The sequence below is a fragment of the Stygiolobus sp. CP859M genome, assembly GCF_037389975.1.
GTDB lineage: Archaea > Thermoproteota > Thermoprotei_A > Sulfolobales > Sulfolobaceae > Stygiolobus.
Genome location: NZ_JBBHKS010000003.1, coordinates 21,181 through 44,864 on the forward strand (window position 1 = coordinate 21,181; position 23,684 = coordinate 44,864).

General features: G+C 40.0%; 14 protein-coding genes and 2 pseudogenes. 10 read left to right on the plus strand and 6 right to left on the minus strand.

The features are described from left to right. The first annotated feature begins 145 nt into the window (after positions 1 to 145). Both WIW72_RS00225 and WIW72_RS00230 read left to right on the plus strand, forming a co-directional pair. Positions 146 to 1,831: a serine/threonine-protein kinase gene (locus tag WIW72_RS00225; RefSeq protein WP_337699013.1), complete on the plus strand. Its 1,686-nt coding sequence runs from the start codon at positions 146 to 148 to the stop codon at positions 1,829 to 1,831. Positions 1,832 to 2,066: 235 nt separating this feature from the next. After that, a complete protein-coding gene (locus tag WIW72_RS00230) occupies positions 2,067 to 2,735 on the plus strand; it encodes a hypothetical protein (RefSeq protein WP_337699011.1) in 669 nt (222 codons plus the stop codon). A 594-nt stretch (positions 2,736 to 3,329) separates the two neighbouring features. On the opposite strand, the gene WIW72_RS00235 is transcribed toward WIW72_RS00230, so the two are convergent. Continuing rightward, entirely contained in the window at positions 3,330 to 4,502 is a 1,173-nt protein-coding gene (locus WIW72_RS00235) for an AAA family ATPase (protein WP_337699049.1), read from the minus strand. Positions 4,503 to 4,964: 462 nt separating this feature from the next. Between WIW72_RS00235 and WIW72_RS00240 the strand changes: the two genes are divergently transcribed. The 3 genes and pseudogenes from WIW72_RS00240 to WIW72_RS13190 form a co-directional block, all read left to right on the plus strand. Continuing rightward, complete coding sequence (locus WIW72_RS00240) at positions 4,965 to 5,147, plus strand: hypothetical protein (protein WP_337699009.1); 183 nt, start codon at positions 4,965 to 4,967, stop codon at positions 5,145 to 5,147. A 530-nt stretch (positions 5,148 to 5,677) separates the two neighbouring features. Further along, positions 5,678 to 6,034, plus strand: a complete 357-nt coding sequence (locus tag WIW72_RS00245; RefSeq protein ID WP_337721195.1) for a hypothetical protein — start codon at positions 5,678 to 5,680, stop codon at positions 6,032 to 6,034. Then, positions 5,967 to 6,641 (plus strand): annotated as a pseudogene (locus WIW72_RS13190) (YncE family protein); the annotation flags it as partial. The gene WIW72_RS00245 and the pseudogene WIW72_RS13190, both read left to right, overlap by 68 nt. 44 nt (positions 6,642 to 6,685) lie before the next feature. On the opposite strand, the gene WIW72_RS00250 reads toward WIW72_RS13190, so the two are convergent. After that, entirely contained in the window at positions 6,686 to 6,940 is a 255-nt protein-coding gene (locus WIW72_RS00250; protein ID WP_337721196.1) for a hypothetical protein, read from the minus strand. Between the two features lie 651 nt (positions 6,941 to 7,591). Here WIW72_RS00250 and WIW72_RS00255 point away from each other — a divergent pair. The 5 genes from WIW72_RS00255 to WIW72_RS00275 all read left to right on the plus strand — a co-directional run bounded on the left by WIW72_RS00255 (position 7,592) and on the right by WIW72_RS00275 (position 16,865). Further along, complete coding sequence (locus tag WIW72_RS00255) at positions 7,592 to 8,278, plus strand: DUF973 family protein (protein WP_337699005.1); 687 nt, start codon at positions 7,592 to 7,594, stop codon at positions 8,276 to 8,278. Between the two features lie 178 nt (positions 8,279 to 8,456). Further along, positions 8,457 to 9,635 (plus strand): zinc ribbon domain-containing protein, encoded by a 1,179-nt coding sequence (locus tag WIW72_RS00260; protein ID WP_337699003.1) that lies wholly within the window; start codon positions 8,457 to 8,459, stop codon positions 9,633 to 9,635. A gap of 599 nt (positions 9,636 to 10,234) precedes the next feature. Continuing rightward, positions 10,235 to 15,814 carry a YncE family protein gene (locus WIW72_RS00265; protein ID WP_337721197.1) on the plus strand — a complete coding sequence of 1,860 codons (5,580 nt, stop codon included), beginning with the start codon at positions 10,235 to 10,237 and terminating at the stop codon, positions 15,812 to 15,814. 423 nt (positions 15,815 to 16,237) lie between these two features. Further along, entirely contained in the window at positions 16,238 to 16,474 is a 237-nt protein-coding gene (locus tag WIW72_RS00270; protein WP_337698999.1) for an AbrB/MazE/SpoVT family DNA-binding domain-containing protein, read from the plus strand. Further along, a complete protein-coding gene (locus tag WIW72_RS00275; protein WP_337698997.1) occupies positions 16,452 to 16,865 on the plus strand; it encodes a type II toxin-antitoxin system VapC family toxin in 414 nt (137 codons plus the stop codon). Before WIW72_RS00270 ends, WIW72_RS00275 begins: the two co-directional genes overlap by 23 nt. Before the next feature lie 1,354 nt (positions 16,866 to 18,219). On the opposite strand, the gene WIW72_RS00280 is transcribed toward WIW72_RS00275, so the two are convergent. The 4 genes and pseudogenes from WIW72_RS00280 to WIW72_RS00295 form a co-directional block, all read right to left on the minus strand. Next, positions 18,220 to 19,389: a hypothetical protein gene (locus WIW72_RS00280; RefSeq protein ID WP_337698996.1), complete on the minus strand. Its 1,170-nt coding sequence runs from the start codon at positions 19,387 to 19,389 to the stop codon at positions 18,220 to 18,222. Positions 19,390 to 19,704: 315 nt separating this feature from the next. Further along, a complete protein-coding gene (locus tag WIW72_RS00285) occupies positions 19,705 to 20,973 on the minus strand; it encodes a hypothetical protein (RefSeq protein WP_337721198.1) in 1,269 nt (422 codons plus the stop codon). Between the two features lie 1,359 nt (positions 20,974 to 22,332). Next, positions 22,333 to 23,424 carry a DUF973 family protein gene (locus WIW72_RS00290; RefSeq protein ID WP_337698991.1) on the minus strand — a complete coding sequence of 364 codons (1,092 nt, stop codon included), beginning with the start codon at positions 23,422 to 23,424 and terminating at the stop codon, positions 22,333 to 22,335. A 156-nt stretch (positions 23,425 to 23,580) separates the two neighbouring features. Continuing rightward, a pseudogene (locus WIW72_RS00295) lies at positions 23,581 to 23,684 on the minus strand (transposase); the annotation flags it as partial.

The window sequence follows — 23,684 nt, forward strand, 5'->3', positions numbered from 1 at the left end:
TTCTTAGATGTTAGGCTCATCAAATTTCCTTGAATTCAAGCGTTGATTTAAAAGTAAGTTTAACGTTAGCTTTGATAAAAAAGGAACGCCTACGAAATCTGGTAAACTAAAAAATTTATATATAAGGTTAAGATAATTTTGTTCGATGCGGACTGTAAAGAACAGTATCAACAACCTTGGCATGTATTTAATACTTTCCGCTATTTTTGGATTCTTTGCTGAGTCAGCCTCGCTTTCTGCAGCTTCAATAAGTAATTTAATACTCTTTTTGATATTCACAATAACATCACTAACCTTCCTGTACGAAGCTTTAAAAAACGGGGGTTGGGGAATTAGGCTTTTAGGACGTCAAGATCTAGGTTATTGGGCATTAAACACGGCTAAAATAGGCTACATTTTACTTATTATTTCTTTACTCTTAGCATTTCTTATTTCCTTATCTAATCCTTATCCCTATTCTAATCCTTACCTCAGTTCTTACCCAGGCTTACTCCCTTTACCATTAATAAGCGTAGTAGCGTTCTTAATATCGTTCATACTCTCGGGCGTAGGGTTCATATTATATAGTTCTAAAAGCAAACAGTGGCTCTTTTTAGTTGGGGGCGTATTATTACTAATAACGGCGATGATTTATGGATCGTCAACAATAGGTGGAGCTACAAGCGAACTACTCTTTTCCACTAGTAATTCATTATATGTTTTATATTTAATTACCGGAATAATATTTATAGTGAGTGCCTCAGTGCACTTTGAACACTCAACCCCGGTCAGCGTTCAATCCCCCGCGTATCAGCAGGCGTGGCCATATCAGCACCTCACACATCAGCAACAACAGACATCGACACTTGCACCATCATTAAGCAACTGGGATCCGAATCTATGGGTAGGTAAGCAATTAGGGGTTTACAGAATATTATCAGTAATAGGAGAGGGTGGTACAAGTTACGTTTTAAATGGGTATTACGATAACAGACCTTATGCTATCAAAGTCCTAAAATTGGCTAACGTTAGGAGGGGTACTACTATTGTTAAAGATTATTATTCCAGTATCCAAAAGGAAGCATCAAACTTAGTATCCTTATCAGACTCTCCGTACACTGTAAAAATTTATGCAGTAAACGTCGACGAGAACGCGATAAAGTCAATAATTAATAATAACGATACGAGAATTTACCTAACCGACCCACCGAGGATAATAATGGACTTTATGGAGGGGGGATCAGTTTATGAGTTATTTAAGAACAGCCCGTTAAGATATTCACAACAGTGGAACAAAATAGTTTATAAGATAATTTATTACACGAGTAGGGCGTTAGAATACATGCATTCCCAAGGATATGCGCATTTAGATATAAAACCTCAGAATATCTACTTATTAAGGCCTTTAGATACGAATAACCCGCTCGTGAGCCTTACCGACAACGTAAAGTTAGGCGATTTAGGGAGTGCCGTAAAAGTAGGTGGTAGCATAAGCCAACTAACATTAGAATACGCACCGCCGGAACAATTAGAAAACGTGATAATAGGTAAAGGTGCTTCGCCCTCCATGGACATCTTCGCTTTGGGCATGACTATGTACGTACTACTCAAGGGAAATATAGACAGACCGGATTTAGACGCGATGAATTACGCTTTCGACTATTATAGTTACGGTAACACGCATTACGCCTTGCAGTGGTTGAACTACGGTAAGGAGCAACTGAAAAACTGGAACTTCACTCTGCAAATAGACCCAGAAATCGGGGAACTATTGAAGAAAATGCTATCACCAAACCCTGTAGAAAGGCCTACAGCGAATGAAGTAGCATATATTCTGTCGAAATATATCTAAAAACTTTTAATCAGCTGTGAAATGGTAAAATCTTTTGCCCTTACTATAACCAATTTTAACCCTAATCAGTGAGAATATATCTTTTTTTTTAATGAGTGTATGCGGTAGGTTTAATACGAGAATTTTTCAAATTGAAAACTTTTAAAAATTTTTTAAAAACCTTCGTAATTCTTTAATTAGACAACTGGAAACATTTGCTAAAAGGATTATATATGCTGAATGTAAATTTTAAAAGATGACGTTAGACGATTTCGAAAAGCTGGGTTATAACACAAAGTCCATGCAACTTTACATGAAGTACGTTGAGCAAAAGATGGTATACTCCTCTAACGGCTACATAGAAGTCTTTATACATTCAATAATACACAATTTTAAGGAATTCAATAAGAGCTACTTCACAATGTCCCATTTCCCGGTTGAAAACATGAGTATTTTACACTTTGAAGGTAAGATACTGGACTGGGAATGTAGACCGGCAATCTCCTACTTAAAGACTCCCTTAAAATACCAATACGTATTAGGCATCTCCTTTATATGTGATGAAAAAATACCCGAAAACTCTGAGTTCGAACTATTTTTACATTATAAGCTAATGGATTGGTCGCTGAACGATAAGAAAAGGATATTAGAAGCGCTAAAAGAAATATATGGTGACACACGCATTGCAGCTTATATAGCGACAAACAGTTTTAACCCCGTATTGGAGTACGAGGTGACGATCAGTTACCCGGGGTTTGCTATAAGGAAGAGTGTCCAAGCAATCTCAGATAGGATAGACCTATTCGGGAACCCGATCAGTGTTCTAGAGTATAAAGAAATACAACATAATTATAACAGCATCTCGGTAAAGTTAAGCAAGCTGTTGCCAAATATGGCTTATGTCTTTATAAATTATCTGGATTAAGGAAGGAACCCACACACTAATTTTAATCATTATAGTTTCCTAAATTAGATATTTACGGCGGTTATTACATACTTGGGAATTATTCACCATTACTTAGACCGCTTAACTGAAAATAGTGGGGGAGTTAAACAAGTCTCTTCATACTGTCGACTCCTTTTAGCTTACAATAAAGATCTGAATTGAGTGTAGATTTTTTTGCTTAAAGCTTGTCAAAGATATTGCCTTACTCTGAACCGGAAGTTGGCTAAGACGAATAAATTTGGAGACCCCAGTTGTAGATGATCAAAAGATAAATTAACTGTACTCCATGATTGGCTGTTTAATGCTATTGGGCAAAGGAAGTTTCATTGCGTAAGTAGTAAGGACTACGCTTAATTTCCAAGGAAAAGCTGTTATACCGGAAGCTCCCCTTCTTGGAAGGGTCGAGTGCGTTAAGCATAAAATTTTTCGGTCAAATTTTAAGCATAGCCTTAACTAACATTGTCACGTGGGTTTTTTAAACTTATGTAGACAAAGGGGAGGTATGGTAAAGTTGTTCCGAGGAGATGAAGCGACTAGAAGAGCTTAACTCATATTACTCAGTTGAAAAGTCAATCATGGCATTTTCTTCACCCACATCTTTGCAGAATGCCTTAACCCCAACCTACTTGGCAAATCATTAGGTAAAGAATATTTCCCCTTACTAGTCTTATCCACGAAGCCGTAAGCGACCAATGTTTTTAATAATTCATAAATCCTTGAATCCCCAATACTCTCTTTATATAGGGAGTTCATGACATCCCTAATCTCACTAAGACTCCCTTTGTTACCCAATCTCGAAAGCGAAAGTATAATTTCTGCATAACGTTTAGGTGAATTAGAGTTACTCAAAAACCTCGTAAACTCTTTAGAAACTTGTTTCGCCGCTTCCTTTACTATAACTCTAATATCAATAGGGTGGGTGTGCTTTACAGAATAGGAGTAACTCCTTCCGAATAGGGCAAGCCACCCTGGGATCCCGTCGAAGAGCCTTACAGCCTCATCAATAACCTTCTCATCAACTTTAACATTCTCCTCTTCAAAGCCCCTCCTTAAGAACTCCTTAGACTTAACCTCATCAAACCTCTCAAGTTTTATCCTAAAGAACTTTCTACCGTAGAACGGTTTCTCCTCCTCAACTTGATTTAAAATCTCCTCGGCTACCCCAATAAAGCTACCAGAAACTATTACAACCGTGTTTTCGCACCATTCGTAAATATCATGAAAGAATGAACCTATATCAAACCCCTTAACCTTTTTAATGTTTTGTACTTCATCTATGAATATTACTAACCCTTTCTTATTATCCCTAGCAATCGAGTCCAGAGCCCTAATGACCTCATCAACGTCTTCTGTCTTAAACTCTCTTAGTTTAACTCCAATTTTAATCCAGTTTAATTCTAGGATGTCTTCCGGATTTATACCTAATCTATTTGCAATAATTTTTGAAACTTTTCCGGCAAAAGTGTGTTTCCTTATAACTTCCGCCGCTCCTTCCAAAAATAATTTTGAAAACGTTTCCATAGGGTAGGACTTTTTACTCCCTAGCTTACCCAAATTGATAGTTAGAGTAACGTAATCTGGAAGTTCATTGAGCGTTACTTTTACTAAACTCGTTTTACCTATCCTTCTAATCCCCAGTACTGCTGCAAAGTCATTATGTGTAATTACATCTTTTAGTTCCTCAATTTCTCTCTCCCTATCAAAGAAATCCTTCCTCTCTGTTTTAGGCCTTGTATCAAAGAGAATTTTCCGCCACCGGAATTATTCCGGAACCGGAAATTTTAAGCTTTATAACCCTAAGACAGTGCTTTTAAGCTATTCAACAATCTCGGTATCGTAAAAGGTTTTGCTACATAATTAAAACGCAATCCTAAGAAGGCATTAATGTTGACTCTCTTTTATAGAACATAATAGCGGCTGTTACTGCTACTATAACTACTACTATTCCAATAACTACAACTCTGTTCATGTTCTCACCTAGGTAATTTCAAGAAAGATGCCGGTATTTATATCTTACACTCTATAGAGGGTGTGGGGATAGTGTCGTTATTGGCTTATAAATTCCGGATTTACAAAGGGCTATTTAAGTACCTTGACAGCTGATTAAAGGAATGAGGTAGGAAATCGGGGGCATTACGGTAAGGACGCCTTTATCGCGTTTTAATGATCTAATCACAGATATGGGCGTTAATAGGCGTGGCGATGTGATTGAGGCCTTCAACTCAATTGTCCGCGGTTGCTTGTGATACTTATAGGAATAGGCCTAATTTGCCGTTCATACCGATGATCTGCGGTAGGGGTGAGGAGGTCGCTAATAAAATGTTAATTCGACCTAATGCATACGTGCCTGATATGGATAATAGCAAGGCTAGGAGGATTAAATCATTGTGAACGAGGTTCTTCCTACCGAATAGGATCAGGTGGAACACACACCACGTGTTAGCTCTGAGGACTACCGAGCCAGCCATATCAAATGTTTACTTCATGGTGAAGATGAACCTAACAGAGGAGATGGCATTGGTACTCCGGCTAAATAGCTTCTGGGGCATCTTGACGGTGTTTGTGTTCATGGAGATAACCGAGGAGGCGTTCACAAGGTTAAATACGGCGCGGTAGAGGGTATTACTTGTACTTGACGTTAGGGAGCTTGATGAGGATGCCGTTAAGTGCCTAGCATTTGATAATTGTGCCAACGCTGTCTTCGGAAGACTCGCGAACAATTTGGGAGACGAGGAGGTGATTATCACGAAGTTGAGTATTTAACCAAAGCCTATACAGAAGAGGTTGCTGATGCGCTTTACTCAAAAACGCGCAATTTTAACCAAACCAAGCAATACACACCTTGCCTTATGGTTATTTTCACGCCATGCCCACCCAACCCTTCGAAATATTTATAAAAGGGGATCATAAATAGGTCTGTGATGGTGCGGAGGATGGCTAAGAGAGGTAGATTAATTGCGATGATATTCGTTTCAATAGCAATCCTTTTTTTAGCCTTTGGACTTACAGTTCCGGCTAACGGGTCTCAGAATAGTGGTCAGAACAATCCGGGTGGGTACGTAAAATATACTCTAGACCTTTTAAACAATACCCTCATAAATGGAAATGTGAATACAAGTAATCCTCTGCGGCCATGGGGCATAACGTATGATCCATCTAACGGTTACATTTATGTTGCCGATTGTCATTCAAACACCGTTTCGGTGATTAATGGTGCAACCAACACTGTTATCGCAACCATTCCCGTTGGATCAGGGCCAAGGGGGGGGTGCGTATGACCCATCTAACGGGTACATTTATATTGCCAATTGGGATTCGGACACCGTTTCGGTGATAGATGGGACAACTGTTATCGCAAATATCACCGTTGGAATAGAGCCATTTGGGGTTGCGTATGATCCATCCAATGGGTACATTTACGTTACCAATTGGAATTCATGCACTGTTTCGGTGATTAATGGGACAACTGTTATCGCAAATATCACCGTTGGACAACGGCCAGCGGGGGTTGCGTATGATCCATCCAATGGGTACATTTACGTTGCCGATTGTGGTTCAGACAGTGTTTTGGTGATTAATGGGAACACCAACACTGTTATCGCAAATATCACCGTTGGAATATGGCCATGGTGCATAGCGTATGACCCATCTAACGGTTACATTTATGTTGCCAATTCGTATTTATGCACCGTTTCGGTGATTAATGGTGCAACCAACACTGTTATCGCAACCATTCCCGTTGGATTAGCGCCATGGGGGGTTGCATATGATCCATCTAACGGGTACATTTACGTTGCCAATTGGGATTCGGGCACCGTTTCGGTGATAGATGGGGCGAATAATACTGTTATCGCAACCATCCCCGTTGGATTAAAGCCAGCGGGGGTTGCGTATGATCCATCCAATGGGTACATTTACGTTACCAATTTCTATTCGGGCTCTGTTAGTATAATCTCTACAAGCGTCTCGACTAATAGTACCTCAATTAGCTCGGTTACCACGTCCACTAAGTCGACATCGACAAGCGTCTCGACTAATAGTACCTCAAGCGTCTCGACTAATAGTACCTCAAGCGTCTCGACTAATAGTACCTCAAGCGTCTCGACTAATAGTACCTCAAGCGTCTCGACTAATAGTACCTCAAGCGTCTCGACTAATAGTACCTCAATTAGCTCGGTTACCACGTCCACTAAGTCGACATCGACAAGCGTCTCGACTAATAGTACCTCAATTAGCTCTGTTACCACACCCATTATGTTGACATCGACTAATCAGACACCCAGTGTAGTGCCTACCTTGGTTGTTGTGGTGGCTGTGGTTGTGGTGGTGTCGCTTGCTGCGTTGTTAATGATTAAACTTAGAAAGCCATAGCCCTAAACAGTGAATTGGTTTTTCTGAAATAAAAGGGAACACTCTTTTTCCTCTCTTTTTTACCACCTCTAGCCTTGATTCACAAGCTGTGGTGCCGCCAACTAGTGGTTATTATTGTTACTTATATGAGAGCCTCAAGGCTATGAGGTTTACACGGCCCCACGAGGAGCGCTAAGGAGCCCTCCGCAGGGACTCCTTGAATCTCCTAAAGGCATAGCCGTGCTCCTCGCCCTGGCCAGCTGGCGTTAGGGAGCTATAGCGGTCAGCGCAAGCCCTCATGTGTGCTTGTCATCATTCTTGTAAGCATGTTTCCGCTCAAACTTGAGCGGAAATCACGCAAAAGCTACAGAGCTCGCTCAGCCCGCCGAGTATGACAAGGAGACCACGAAGAAGTGACGTCGAAAACCCGCACTATAAAATTTATATATTTTTCCAATACCAAAAGTTTTAGGTAGTGCTTGTCAATGAATGGTGGTTCTCCGTCCAAAAACCAAAGGAAAAGGCAGAGCCAGAAGGACGTTGTTCATCTGTCCTTCAATGACCAGAACCCCGAAATAAGAGGCATCGGGAACCTGATATATGGGATAGGGTGGATAGCCACCTTCATGTTCGTCGTGGGCTTGTTCTCCTTTTTCGGTAGTATGGCAGCAGAGTCATCAGTCTCGGGGCCTTTACCTCAAGGGCCTACTCCGCCTATGCAGACGCTCACTGCTGCGATCGTACAGTCGTTCATTTACTCAGCAGAGGTGCTGACAGAGCTGTTCATAGTGTTCATAGCCCTGATCGTCATGCTGATATATGGAGTCTACAAAACGTACAAGGGTCTCTCCTACCTTGGCGGCTACGTGCCCTACACGGGGATTGGCAAGGCAGGGGCCGTTCTAGACGCGATCCCGCCCTTAATCTTTGTAGGGAATATACTGTTGGGGACCTCGCTCTTCTTAGTCGGGTCTAAGTATAAGAACGCCAGGCTGAAGGTCGGCGGGATTATGACGGCTATCCCGTACCCGCTACTTGTGTTCGTCGGCGGGGGGCCGATTGTCGCTTTGCTCTCGATGATGTGGTTCATAGGGCTAATGGTAGCGTACTCTGGGGGCTACTCAATCCTTAAGAAGTATTATCTCACGCAAGGTCAGGCAGGGCAAAGCTAATAGCCGTCTCAGATGGCTTAACCGACCTTGGCGACGCCCAAGGCTGACTTGGTTGGCGCTAATTTGAGCTTCCCCATTCGCATCAGACCAGTCGTAAGGAGGTCTTTCATTGACTAACATGTGTAAAAGTGCTAGGTGATGAAAAACTTATTTATTACTAAAAGATAAAAAGTGAATAATGGTAAAGTACTGTCCCAGATGTGGGTTCCAAAACCCTGATGAAGCAATGTATTGTATTAAGTGTGGATTCCCATTAACTCAACCAGTATATCAACCCACAGTACAACAGCCTCCAGTATCACCACCACCCTACCCGCAACCGCCTTCAGCCGGTGGTAAAAAGAGAGGAAGGAAGTTGGTACCAATAATTGGGGTTGCTTTAGCAATAATAGTTATTATAGCCGCCTTATTCCTCGTACCATCTCTATTTAACCACATGACTCCTACAAAGTCACAGAACTACCAAGTGGTACTAAACCTATTGAATGGCCAGCAGTACTTCGGCGTGCTCCATGTGTACCAAGGCGACGATTACGGTACACCAACAAGTCAGTGGCCGGTGTACTATGGGCCAAAAAACGCAAGCCAGTACTGGAGCCTTGCAGGCATAAGCAGCAACCAACCAGTGCTTATGATGGGTTCAACCCAATATAATATGGGCAGTGCCATGTTTTGGAATGAAACCTACAGTGGAGGCGCGGTGAAGATAATAATTATTGGTACATACTCAAGCAGTTCATCACCACTTTCTGATGGTTTCGAAATATACCTATTCTTAAACCCAACAACGTGGGGCGTAAGCCCGAAGTACAACTACTCAATACCTTACACCTCAACGGTTGGGAATGGATGGGCGTATAGTGGGTATGGGTACCCATCACCTCATGAGGATGATATTATTCTGCCCCAGAGCTCAACACAGTACATAGCGGTTCAGTGGGAACCATACTGGCAGATATTCGGTACATACCCTGATGCTACTGGGCAGTGGAACGTGTGGATTGTGAATAATACAAACGGTAATAACCCAAGCATTGGTCCAAGTCCGTCGCCAAACCTTGGTCAGCCATTCGCCGGTTGGAATGGTATTGGTACAGGTGCCTTCAAGCCTAACCCTGGTGATCGTATTAACATAACCGTGACATATAACCCGAGCGCAAACACACTCACCGGCATCGCCATAGATCTAAACACTGGGCAATCGGCAAACTTCACACTAAACCTAAACGGCTACTACACACCACCAGACAGTGGGTCTTACGTATTCGGCGTAGAAGGAATTACAGGTGCTTTCTATGCTAATTGGGCTTTGTTGTATTTGGCGATGATAGGTAATGTAAAGTCACCATTGCCTTGACCCACATATTATTCTGTGAATTCTAGCATAACGAATAGTGTAAAACCATCACACAGTGCATTACTCACTTATGTTACGGTTGCGGTAATAGTGGTTTTAGTGTTGATTATTGCGTTACTAATGGGTAGGCGCCGCAAGTAGTAGTTCTAAACAGTGGTTACCACCTTTTCCCGAAATTGAACCCAACCAAGTCTCATTCAGTGCTTGCATAAATGCCGTGCAAGTTATCCGCAACCCCCCACGTGGGATTTTTTCCCAAACGCCTTGAATTTCCGGGTTAGAAAATAAATAGGCTATGTGTGGTTATCAAGAGCCTGAAGTCTACGTAAAGCGGTTTGTTGGGTGTGCTTTATCTGGTATTGATAGTGTTCAGTTCTTTTTTGAGGAGGTGAGGTGATTGTTAGAGTTTTTTATTAGTTTGAAATCAATATGAGTGTGGTCACAGTAGTACCCGCTAAGTAAAGTATTTATATTGACAATAAAATCTATAACTAAAGAGCGTGAACTCAACTATGCATGAGAGATTATTATCTTCATTATTACTAATATTTTTACTAACACCTACGTTATTAACTCATTATTTTTTGATCGCTCTTTCAATGTCTAAACCAGTAGGAAACATAGTCAATGAGATAAATTTGGGAGAAGGAGAACCGACTTCTATACTCTATGACCCAAAAAATGGCTACACCTACGTTGGTTTTGCTGCATTAAACTATTCAGAGTCAGGAATTTACGTTATCGCTAACTACACAGAAGTATCGAAAATTCCAACTTTGCCTCCACCTAGAATCATGTGCTATAATCCGCAGAACGGAGATGTTTATGTAGATCTTGGTTCGTCAATAAGTGTTATAGATGGGACTACCATAGTTAGTAACATAACTCTAAACGGTAGTATTTCTACCATGTTATATGATCGGCTAAACGGAATTCTTTATGTAAGCGTTAATTCGTTTACAAATGATAGTACTATTAATGAAATATATGCTATCAATGTAAGTAATAACATGATTATAGGTCACGTGATTATAGGAAATTTGAGTAGTTATAGCATGGTACTTGATCCATCGAATGGTTACATCTACGTGTCGCGCTACAGTTCTATAATAGTTCTTACTCCTAATTTAGAGATTGTAGGAACTATAAATGTTAATACTTCTGTCTTATCCATGCTTTATGACCCCGTTAACGGATATATATACGCATTTGGCATAGGATATAATGGCCTAGGAGATTTAGTTGTTATCAATCCCTCGAATAACTCTGTAATAGGATTCTTACAAAACATTAGCGGTCAATACATTTTATTCTCAAAGCCCTTGTTGACGTATAACCCGAGTAACGGTTACGTATATGTGGTAAGTGGAAATTACATAAGTGTAATTTCTTCTAATAATTTGGTGGCTGAGATTCCAATAGGATCGCTAACTTTTGCTGTTACTTACTCCCCTGAAAATAGCTACGTTTACGTAAGTGCTGATGGGATGATCTCTGTTATAGACCCCGAGTATAATTACGTGATCAGTAATCTCACCGCACCTAATAACTTACAGAACTCTCTAATGACTTACGGTAACGGTTACATATACGTTGCAGATTTTTTAACAAACTACACAAACTACATTACACAAGTTATAATAATAGGAGTTCAGAGTGCGCAAAAAGAGGAAGGATCACTTGTAGTAAACGTTTACAATTATACTCTCGGTTCTCCAGTAGTAGGAGGGATAACGTACGGACTTCTAATTAATTCTGAAAACCAAGTAGTTGAAAAGGCTTATATTAACAGTTACTCACAACTTGTGTTCACTAACGTGACTCCCGGGCAGTACGTTGTAGATGTATACCATATTCCTAGTTCTGGGATGAACATCACCGAATATTGGGGCAACATTACGGTGAATGTGACCTCATTACCTTATACGGTAAACTTTATCAGGAATGCTCCCATAATATATAGTTTAAACTATACTTTAGCTAACGGAATGTACAATATAAATGCAGTAATTTATAATCCTAGAAACTACTCTATTGAGGCTATTGTTTACTTCTATACTCCTTCGTCCTTGATACCTGCTTCAATTGAAAGGTATCTAGCCCCCGGTTACAATTACTTCAGTTTGGGAATCCCTTCCGGTACCCCGTACGTAGACGTCGTGGTTTCAGCATACTTAAGTAACTACTTGGGAACACCAATACCAACTGACGAAAAGGTCCTTAGATTCGTGACGGAAACGCCGATCGAGCTTAACCCTATTCCGTATTTTTACAATTCCTCCGCTATGGGTGCTGTATACTTGAACTTCACTCAAGCTGAATTAGAATTGTTCATGCCCCCCGTTATGTTGGGTAATCTTTCTATCCCGGGCATACTTGACTTTAACAATATGAGTTATTTCGCTCACACATTAGAAGGTCCTTACGTATTCAACACTACTTTAGGTAGTTGGAAGGTATACGGGTTCACTTTCATAGCCCTACCTACATATAATAACGGGAGTGTAGTGAACTCAACCTATATGCTTCAGAAGACTATGATAATAGCTTATAATGGAGAAAAAGTGATAGTCCTACTTTACTACCGCAACTTAGCACCAGTTCCGCTAGAACTTAATCAATATTGGAGCCATATACATAAGGGTGTAGACGGACTATATTTCACAGTCCTACCAAACTTGTTTAACCCGTATGTCAAAGCGACAGAACAAGTAATTCAAGATGCGTACTATATTGACGGTAAAACTTCTTTATACATTAATGGGAATTATTTAGGGAAGCTGGACTCTTTCGGACTTTGGCAAGTCCTCCCGGTAGGGCCTATAACATTAATAGATAACGTAAGTGGGTGGGATATTCAGCTGATCCCGATAAATAATTTATCTACTACTCAACAAATCCAGTTAGTCACTAACGGCTTTTCCATTGACAACGTTACTATAGCCAATTCTTTCCTTAACATTCAGCACGCAAAAATAACCCTTCTGCCTAATCAGTCAGCACAATATGTATACTCGATTGGAATTAATACTCAATCGCCGAATTACACCGAGATTAGTGGAATTCTCAGTTACCTTATTCAAATTGCTAGCTCTTCCGTACCGCATAATACCACACCACAAACTTTGTCTTCCTTGAGCGTTAAAGTGTTTAATGTTCTTGGTAGGCTTGCCACCACAGTGCCTGGTGTTGTCCTTGGGGTCCTCTACAATTCCTCTGGTTTTAAGGAGGTTGTGTACATGAATTCAAGCGGTTACTTGAACTTTTACAATGTGCCTCCGGGAACCTACACTCTTGAGGTTTACCACTACCCGAACATTGGGCTTAACCTCACGGAGTATTGGGGAGGCATGACGGTGAATCTCCAGCCTGGTAGTAACTTCGTCACCTTCTATAGGCATGAGCCTTGGATTTATAATCTACAAGTCTCGGCTAGCAATCGGGAGATTGTGGTCACGGTAACTGCCAACGGTACAGTGACTAGCCCGACTCTGGGTGAAATAGAGCTCTGGGTCACCAATAATCCCTCCCTCGCTAGTCCCTACAGCCCATCCAAGGTGTTCAACGTCACCATAAACCCGGGACTCAACACGTTCAACTTCACCTACCCAGTCAGCCAAGCAGGCACCTACTACGTCTACGCCGCAGTGCTCACCCACATCAGCATATACACTGTGACTGACCAGTGGAACTGGACAGCAACCACAATCATACAACCGCCCACAACACACATTGAGGTTTATTCTCAATTCGTTAAGTACTTCTACTCAGGCTTTAACCTAACTGATAGGTTCTTCGTGGCTGCCCCAAGCATAAACGGTAATCAACCCTCAAGCGTCACCGGGTACATTGGGGGGTCTAACGTCACGTTAAGCTTCACCTATAACACATCAAGTGGATATTGGGTGAGTAATGAGGTGAATATGGGTGGGTTAAAACCCGGTAGTTACGAGTTAACAGTCTACGCAGTGTATGGTAACAACAACGTAGTAGAGGGCACATACAGCATAATAGTACTGGAACCACCACCCATAGTATTAGCAATACTGTACAACATACCTATCCCCGACCAGGCATCTGAATTGAACCTAAGCAAGTTAAGTGGGTTCAGTATACCATTGGATATTGGGTATGAGTGGAGCCTTGAAAAGAACATTACCGGCCTGTTCAATAACACGTATGAAATAAAGGCAAAAGTAATCCTAAAGTATGAGCTTGAGCAGAATATTCCAGTTAATTACCTCTCCGGTAACTATAGTATATTGCTCGAGTACCCCATACCCGTGACATTGGACTCAAATGGTACTGTAAGCATTGCTGGCAGTATAAGTAAAAACTTGGTACTTCGATTCGGGCCTGCCGATGCGGCATTCACGATAGGTGGTAGTGCCCAGGGAAACCTAGCGATAAGTAATTACCAGGTTTTGCTTCAGAGCATAGACGCGTCGGCATTTTTATCAGCCTACGGCACTTTCAATGTCCCAACGCCATGGGGTATTTCTATAGATGACATAGGGGCTGTCGGCGCTACTGTGTCAATATCACTTGGTGCAAGTGCCCATGTAAAAGCCGTACTCATTCCAGCTAATAACCCAAATAGTACAATACCACTAGCCTTTGAGAATGTATCCGGCAACGTGTTCATACCCTTCGGTATCGAGGGCTCACTATCTGCCAACATCTTTGGATTTGGAGCTGCCGGCGGTCTCCAGGGTGCAGCGGGCGTAGGCTTCCTACTGCAACCAAACGGTTCATCACTTTTAGAAAGCCCTGGTGGTGCAATGGTTGGTGAGGTTAATGCGTTCGTAGTCGCCAACTTAATAATATTTAATTACCAAGGTAGCTGGACTATTCTTGGCCCAGGTGTTCTCTATGAGTGGGGTTCCGTGCCTAATAGTGATATTGCATCGTTTGAGGATGAATTGCAGCAGGCCGCCCAGCAGTTCCAGCAGCAAATACTCGGTTCCGATTGGGTTAATGGCTCAACCTTCGGTATCATAACTAACAATACCCGCTTTGGCTACGGGTACTCAATAACCAACTACAATGGTTTGGTTTATATCTACTACACTGAGTTGATGCCGAGTGGTGTGGCTGTTATTAAGGGTTTAGTATTCAATGGGACTACGGCGGTGAAGGCACCGTTGCCGGTTTTTAATGATTTGGGTGAGGGTAGTCCGCTTTTGATCACGTTGAGCAATGGCTCGTTGATGATGATTTGGGGTGGTGTGCCTATGGGGCATTACGGCCTCAACAACCTAACAATACTCCTACAAGCCTCGGTACTACACGGCAATACTTGGGGGCCAGTGGTTAATCTAACAACAAGCGGTGATGCAATGAGCTACGCCAGCGACGGCAAGTACATATACCTAGTCTATGAGCCTAAAGTGACACTCACATATAACAACACGATACTTGAGGAGTTGACGCCGACTGGTGTTGTTGTTAGGGCGTTGAGTATTCCACGTGTTGTTGGTATTACTGGTGCTTGGAATGGTTTGGTCATTGTTCAGTTCATAAACGGCACCTACGCCCTAGTTAACATGAATACTGGAGTGGTTGAACCAATTTATGCGAGCATTGCCGGCTTCAGTAGTGACCTACTCTACCACTTCTACAATGGAACATTAACGGTGGTTAACGGTACGCAGAGGTTGGAAATAAGCCTACCGATTTACGCATACGCATTCCCAGTGGTATGGAGCCATGGGTTGGTCATAATAGCCTGGAGGCCGGGCTTGTTAAGCGTATTCAACTGGAACGGCACAGTGTTACAGCCGATTAGCAACTACACCACGGCGTTCACAATAATCCCTAGGGCATCAATCATAGACAACACGCTGTACCTGACATGGTTTGGGCTAATGAATACTACGAATGGCCATGGTACAATATACATGGCAATACAACCATTACCACACCCAACAAACCAATCCACAACCACCACGACAACTACGGTTAATGTGACCACTACGACTAGTTCAGTGAATACATCAACCACTTCGGTTACTACAACCACTACAAATACTACCGAAATAACGCAAATCCCAGTGGGACCATCGGCACCAATAGTTCAGTCTAATAATAACAACTTCAACATGTTACCAATTTTAGTATTGGTTATTTTGGTTGTAGTGTTAGCAGTTATAATAATTCTTTATAAGAGATTAAAGTAATTTTTTCCTCCTCTCTTTTCTCTTACTATCTAGTTTATTTATTATGTCTTCTTTGTCGTGAAGAAAGTGTTTAGGAGTTCTATTAATTCTAGATATAATAAGGTCATTGGCGGGTCCCTATGAAGTCATAAGGAGCAGCGAGTCAAAACCCCCAGCGTCCTCATGTTTTTCAGTCTAACTTACTCTGATAAGGATATAAGCTTGTGGAAGGAGTGTCAGCCTTTGCACCATCCTAGACTTCTCGGCAATTATCTAAGACTTTTGAAAAGGACTGAAATTAGTAAGGATTAGAGCACTGGGTTTAATACTTTCAAAGTATTGTTCTCCCTTTCCCGAGGGGGGTCTACATTTAGGTTAAACTCGCCTTGTAGTTTAACTTAATCACAAGTTAAACTTTAGTAATCGTTAAACGAAATACCATTTATGGAGGTAAAAGTTCATAAGAAAGGGATTATAGTTATCCCCACTGAGGTTAGAAGAAGGTTCAATATTAAAGAGGGTTCTGTCATAGAGCTAGAAGTTAAGGGTGATAAGATTATTTTAAAACGTAAATTAACCCTCTTGGACGCATACGGCATAGATAAAGAGATGGGAGATTCTGCTGTAAAAGAGTTGGAAAAGCTGAGGAAACGGGAAGTTGAGAAGGAAAATTCTGCTTGATACAAGTTTTTTCCACGTATATTTTTCCGGGCTTAATGAAGAGGTTAAGAAAGCTGTGGAGGAGGTTTATACGAGTAAGGGTATAGGTTATACTCTAGACCTTAATTTAGCGGAGTTCCTTTATACTTATGGCAAACTTAAGGGGATAGAAGCAAATGTTAGACTCTCCTTAATCCTGAATTCCCCAATAAAGATTGTCAGTACTAATAAGGAACTCGCTTTAAGGGCCGGTGAGCTCAAAGTTAAATACCAAAACCTTTCCATAGTGGATTGTTTTCTAGCAGCCTTTGCTGAAAAAGAGAATGCTGCAATATACACTACGGACTCTGAGATTGGAAAAGTCTATAAAAATACAATAATTCTACATAGAGGAGAAATATCCCGAGTGTGAATAAACTTCTTTCCCGAGGAAAAGTTGTTATACCGGAAGCTCCCCTTCAGGAAAGGGCGGTACTAGGATAGGAGGAATAACGATATTGAAGACGTTGATGAGTTTAGGGTTTGCTGTACAGAGGCTGATTATCACCGATATTAGGGAAGAAGCATAAGGTAAAGCAAAAGAGTTTTCAAAGCAAGAACTAAAAACGGAAGTTAATACATTTAAATTAGACGCTAAGGAGGGTTACAAATTAGGCGTTAAAGCTGACCTCGTTCTAATGTACGGTAATTCTCACAATAGTTTCTCTGCCTTTGACATTGCTAAGTTTACTATCTCCTCTAAGATATCATAGAAGCAAACTGGTATTCTTATATTCAAGGTCACAACATGCTTTATGACTTTATAATAACTTCTGGTTATAAACACGTGCTCCCAGAAAAAAGGTTGCAATATCCATACATGAGGGATATGACGAGTATAACGGTACTTTTAAGAGGATATTTGTAGACTTGGACTCGGAAAGGAGGACTGAAATTAATTTGAGGTATTGGGACTTCGGAGAAATTATTGGCCTTGCAAAATTTTCTTAAAAGATGTGGGAATTAATACTGACGGAGAGACATAGAGGAGTTATATTATGACGTAACCCCTTAAGCGACATAATCTCTGTTCTGGTATAAAGGGTTAGTAGACTTTCTCATAAAATCAAGACTATTGTTTACATAACTAACAACTAATCTTGAAAGTAATCATAAATAGTAATTAGCAAAATCGTCTTTTTAATTAACGTTAATTTTTAGCTGTAGACCAGGTAAATTAATTACTGATCACTATGAAGTATTAGGTAATTCTACAGATTTCGACACAATAAATGTGTGATTATTGGTATCAAATCTGGTAATATATGGTTTTTATTAAGATAGAACTAAGATCGATTAACAACAGTACATTTTCTTTAGCACCAAGAGTTGTCTTTAAATACTAAACGTTGGTAGAATGGTAGTGTCGTTAACGGGTCACCTATTATTACTCTAACTTGCGAACAATACACTGAACCGTCTATTTGGTACTCAATACTGACAATAGGTGACGGTATGTTACAGCTTAACTTGTTACATGGGAGTTGGTCACTAAGCCAAACCGTAGTTGTCATGTTAGTATGCTAACGTAATTTTTTGATAAAACGAAGAGCAAAATAAGAAGTATTAGCATGTTTTAATCTGTTTATTAGGAGCTATAAACCTTTTTACTGTTAGACATGTAAGCATCTCAGGTAATTGCTAACCCTTTGAAAAATAAGAAAGGACATTAATCTAGTCTTACTAGAAATAAATTAAAAAACTTAATACCTTATAGAAAAGATTTGTTATTCAGTGATGACGATTGGGTTGCCTACTGCTACCAATGGGTAATCAAGATAGCTATATGTCGGATACCATTTGCCCACCTTTGGTGAATAATTAACGTTTGGTGCGTTATAATACACTAAATATCCCTTTGGCGTGGTGCCGCTCATTAGCTGCTCTATTTGGGACTGAGTTAGCACAGAAGGATATACAATTATGTCGCTTATAGAACCGTTAAATGGGTACCACTGGTAATTTGTCTGAGGCCACTGCTTAGTAAATGCTATGCCCACGAAGTTATACTTATACGGACCAATTTGACCAAATAGGGAGGAAGCGTTAGTATAAGTGCTATAGAACTCTCCTATCAACTGCCCATTAATGTATCCCGCAACATACGTACCGCTGTCATTAGTCCATTCTTCAAACACGATACAGTAAAAACCTGGCTGCGGTATCGCAACTGCCATAGCCGCTTCTCCTCCGTTAGGAGTAGGTATGGAATTACCTACACCGGTCTCTAGAAACGTAAACCCACCAACTGAGTTAATGTCAGCGATAATCAGTTGACCATCACTCATGTACACCAGAGGTGACCAACCTGAATAGGGAGTATTGAAGGGGAGGGTGTTCTTAGATAAGCCGATTATTACACCTTGAGTGTAAGGGGTTAAGTAAGCTCTGACAGCTATTGTTTCAGCGTCATATTTCATTGCAACATAGTTAAAGAGTCCTACAGTAATGTTTCTTCCATTAACAGTTATGTTAAATTCAGGGGTTATAAAGTATTGGTCTATTCCGTTAAAGGATATTACTGAGCCCGTATAAGATAGGGGTGAAATAGGCGTTTGAGTAGTTGTACTTGTCGTATAAGGGGGCACTACTGATGTAGATGAAGTCACTGTTTTTGGATATGTAGTTACAACGGGTATGGTAATAACGTTTTTACTTATAGGCTTGTTCAAAAATGGAGGGTGGAAGAAAACTGCTACAGCAATGATAACTATAACAGCTATTATTACGCCTAATATTGGAAGACTACTCTTCTTCTTAGGATAAGTTGGAGGATAGTAAGGAAGGTTCGATTGAGGACTAGGTTGAAAAGGCTGTTGCAGTGGGAATCCACATCTCACACACTGTATGGCCCGATCGTTATTTACATACCCGCATCTAGGACATACTTTTAACATATAATTAGAGCTAGAATTTTAATTATATAAATTTTTCTTTCTTTAAACACATTGAGGAAATTATATCATAATCTGATAAGGAAATTATGAAGTGATATTATATTTCTTACTATGATGGATAACTTTCATTAGCTAACATTAGGAGAGTGTTTATAGTCATAATAAGTAGAGAAGGAGTACATATTTAATTACTTAACACTTCACTGGAGATAAGTCTAAAAATCATAGAGTGTATGTAACCGTGATGTAAATAATTCTTTGTTTAGATTTTTGACCATGCTACAAGGCTTAAATAAAGTTTAAAAAATTATTATGTTAAACTTTTTCTATTTGAACGTACACGTTATTAAATACGCTGAGATATACTATTCCCCAATTCCAGTAAGAGTTCCCAGTTCCTGCATTAACTTCCGTCCAATAATTACCTTCATGAGGGACTGTAAAATTAGAGTACAAAGGTAGAGTCAGCGTTATTGTACTTGATGTATTGAGATCTACAACTTCAGCATAGATTGTATTATTGTACCCGTCATATGTGACTTTCATCTCGATTAGATCACCTGGGCTAAGACCCTCTATAAACCCGTTACCTCCTCCACCAACTAGCAGTTTAATATCGCTCTCGTTTACAATGCCGTTAGGCGAGGGGTGAACTACCCAAACATTAAACTCTCCAGTAGTCCATGGGTCTCTGGCTACATTCCAATAAGGCTCCCATTGTACAACTATGTATGGAGTCATGGAATAAGGATAGTATATTTCGCCGGAAAGTTTGACCTCCCATCCCTGCATACCTACGTTTAATAACTCATTTGTGTAGTATGCTGTATTGTTAATTAAGGGTTTAGGTGGTGTTACAAATAGCATAATTGAGTACCCGTCAGCAGGATAAGGTTGTATAAATCTTGCACCGCCATGAGAAAAAGTCCCTATGACCATTACTGTATAATTCCCACCAGTATAATAAATCCCTGTGGTGTTTGCCACTAGTGCCGCTGCAACATGGTATTCGGCGGGAACTATCTGTAAGACTCCTAAATCTAAAGACAAATTACCCCAATACTGAGCGCTACCTGGTGGGTAAACCTTAATTAAGTCACCTTGCTGTATAAAGTACAAGAAACTATAATTTATGAACAGTTGAGGATCTCCTACATTGCCGAACATTAGCATACCGCTAGCGTTGGTGCTATTTAAGAGCGTGACTTTGTAACCGTTACCCAAAGTAGTGGTAAGTGCATTATATATGTCAATATTGTTAGGGGTTGTTCCATAAGATACTTTAGTTTGCGTTTGCGTTACCGTAACTGTTGATGTGACGGTAGAAGTCAGGTATATGGTTGATTTCGTCGTTGAGACACACGTATTTGTAACTGTTGATGTGACGGTAGAAGTAACGGTAGAAGTAGAGGTAGAAGTAGAGGTAATTGTATTTAGCTCAGTTAACGTCACGGTCTTAGGGGTCTCACGAAATATTATAGGATATAGAAAGAATCCAGCTACAGCAAAGATTAATAATACGACTACTACTATTCCCATTACGAGAGAATTACTAGCTCCAATTCCGATTAGTCTATACTTCATATTATCGCTAGATTTTCCAGTGAATGGAGAGATATATAAACTTTATGGGTTCTTTAGGCTTTGTGGGAAGAGATCATAAACGGGTAATACCCTCTTACTAAATAAGCTAATACTACCTTCTTTATACAAGATATGATAAAAATTCGCTATCTGATGCATCGCCTAAAGACTTGTAGATATATCTTATTAAGTCTAATCGTGGTAAACTTTATATATACCTAATTTTATTCACAAAAAGATTTTATATTACTAAAATGACAAAATTCTACGTTTATGATATCGAACTCCTTCTAATTTTATTGTTTATTTAATTAAATATATAGAAATAAACAAAATTATTTTCTTAAAAATTTCAATATAAGGTCATTAAAGCAACTTCACTAGTTATGTCGATTTATGTAACAAGGATATCTCTGAAGGTTAAGACCCGTTTTCAGTTAATGGTATTGACGTAAAAGATTATGACATTCTCGTTGCTGTACAGAATTCGAAAGAGTTCAGTTAAGACAACATGGGAATTACTATAGAGAGAACTGAGTATACCGAGTGGAAGGGTAGAACTTCTCGGTGAACTTTTTCGACAAGCTCAGGAGGACTTTAGGGATATGTCTTGGTGAAAAACTTCAAGCTAATGTTGACCAAGGAATACATTTTATCTAATCAGCCAAATATTTCAGATGACTGAGTGTAGTAATTAATGATCGCGATAAGTTTTGAAGAGATGTTATATTGTAATTTTTCTGCATATTTAACGATTTATTCTGTTAATCACATCTATATTCCTAATAATAATGAAAGGTTTAATAGTATTCGAATATTCGTAGAAGCTGATTTTATGATCTAAAATACAAAAGACTTTCTAGAGAGGGGAGCTTCCGGTATAAAAACTTTCCTTGAAAATCGAGCATAGTCCACACTACTTACGCCATGGAACCTGCTTTACTCACTAATGTTAAACTGCTTATTATAGTACAATTAATTTATCTTTTGATACGTCTATTCCTGCAACTGGGGGCCTCCACTTACACTCACCCTTATGTTTTATTCGGGCTTTTTGCCCAACTTCCGGTCCGAGTTGGAGGCGGCCAAGCTCCCCGGCAAGCTTTAAGCCCAAGGAGCGTCACGGCCTGAACCCCAGTCAGATCTGTATTACACAGATCTGACTAATATGTTTTATATAAGGAAGTCAGTTACTCATGCAATCTCCTTCAGACATATACTCTATGCACCGTAATAATTAGGTCTCGAAAATTTTCTTAATTAGTAATTAAAAACTAGTTATGACTTATTTATGGTTGTTAACAGCCTTATGAAAATTCGCTTAGGGAGAGAAATTCCATTTTGATGTTTTTATCAGCTTTAACTATTTGCATAAACCGGAAATTGAGTAGGTGAATTATTTATAATAGCTGTTACTATAATTCTATACTGTCTACCTGGCACTATTGGAATAGATCCGAAATTTACAGTCACGTTAGTGATCTGGTTAGGTTGAATGAAGTTCGGTGTTATTGTTGTAGTAGTATTACCACTGTCTTCTATTCTTGCGCTTATTAACTGGGCGGGTTGAGAGGAGTACACTTGGAACGTTAAACTGCCATCTGGCCTTAACATGGCGAAGGGACCGGTTTGGTAAATTGGCAGTGGAGCTTGAGGACTCATTGGTTGGCTAGATTGAGGGAGAGGTGGCTGTTGTCCAGGAAATTGTTGTGAGGCTGGTTGGTAAGGCAAAGAAGGCAGATTCTGAGGTTGTGAATTAGGCTGGTATTGTGGCTGCGAGTAAGGCATCCCACTGGGTTGAAAAGTACTTTGCTGATAAGGTTGAGGTGAGTAAGGTTGTTGTCCCATTGATAATTTGTTTATTATTTTCCCTAGTCCTATAAAGTTCAAAATATAGCCTATGAAAGGTAAGAAGATAGTCAATATACCTCCTACGCTCACTAAGCTTTCATTGTACCTATTACCTACTCTGTAGAATCCTATTGCAGTTAAAATTATACCGACAAAGTATATTGGCATACCTAATACCAGTCCAACAAACGATAAGATCAGAAAAATAGGATTGATGGCGAGTATTCCTATCGGGAATAATATAAATACTATGTACCCTATAAGTAATAACAGCCCTCCGCTAGCCCCTATTCCTGCCTCTGGGAAAACTGACTTAAGGTCTCTAAATCCGTCCCTAAGCTTAAAGATTGCAATAAGCCCTAATATTACGCCCACTAGAGGTAATATCCCCATTAATACTAGTGTAGTTATTGCGGTTATTGCACCATTAGAAGCTAATGATGAATTACCCGACGCTAAACCTTCCACTGCTAAAGATGCTGAACCGAATAGCACTCCTACTCCTATAAAAATCCCAATTAAAATTAGTATCGGAGTTATAATCAAGATTAGACTTGCACTCTTTAGCCTTTTTAATGCTTCTATTTCAATATAGCTCATAGATAATATATCTTTATCAAGATATTTATAAGCATTTCCATTCAGATTTTATTAAAAATACAATCGTAAGAAGAGGAAGAGAAAAAATCATGGCTGAGATCTACCTTCGATATAGATGATGCGGTTTCCCTTTATTTATACAGCAGTTATGGGACTTTAACGTAACTTAAAGATTTTCATCAGCCCCGGCGGTCCACCTAAATAACGTTCAACAAACCTGAGGAACGCCTCCACGCTCCTCAGGTTCAGCTCCCCTATCA

Coding starts and splice junctions, on each gene's coding strand:
- WIW72_RS00225 (WP_337699013.1), top strand. CDS start 146: ATGCGGACTGTAAAGAACAGTATCAACAACCTTGGCATGTATTTAATA.
- WIW72_RS00230 (WP_337699011.1), top strand. CDS start 2,067: ATGACGTTAGACGATTTCGAAAAGCTGGGTTATAACACAAAGTCCATG.
- WIW72_RS00245 (WP_337721195.1), top strand. CDS start 5,678: ATGGTGCGGAGGATGGCTAAGAGAGGTAGATTAATTGCGATGATATTC.
- WIW72_RS00255 (WP_337699005.1), top strand. CDS start 7,592: ATGAATGGTGGTTCTCCGTCCAAAAACCAAAGGAAAAGGCAGAGCCAG.
- WIW72_RS00260 (WP_337699003.1), top strand. CDS start 8,457: ATGGTAAAGTACTGTCCCAGATGTGGGTTCCAAAACCCTGATGAAGCA.
- WIW72_RS00265 (WP_337721197.1), top strand. CDS start 10,235: ATGTCTAAACCAGTAGGAAACATAGTCAATGAGATAAATTTGGGAGAA.
- WIW72_RS00270 (WP_337698999.1), top strand. CDS start 16,238: ATGGAGGTAAAAGTTCATAAGAAAGGGATTATAGTTATCCCCACTGAG.
- WIW72_RS00280 (WP_337698996.1), bottom strand. CDS start 19,389: ATGTTAAAAGTATGTCCTAGATGCGGGTATGTAAATAACGATCGGGCC.
- WIW72_RS00285 (WP_337721198.1), bottom strand. CDS start 20,973: ATGAAGTATAGACTAATCGGAATTGGAGCTAGTAATTCTCTCGTAATG.
- WIW72_RS00290 (WP_337698991.1), bottom strand. CDS start 23,424: ATGAGCTATATTGAAATAGAAGCATTAAAAAGGCTAAAGAGTGCAAGT.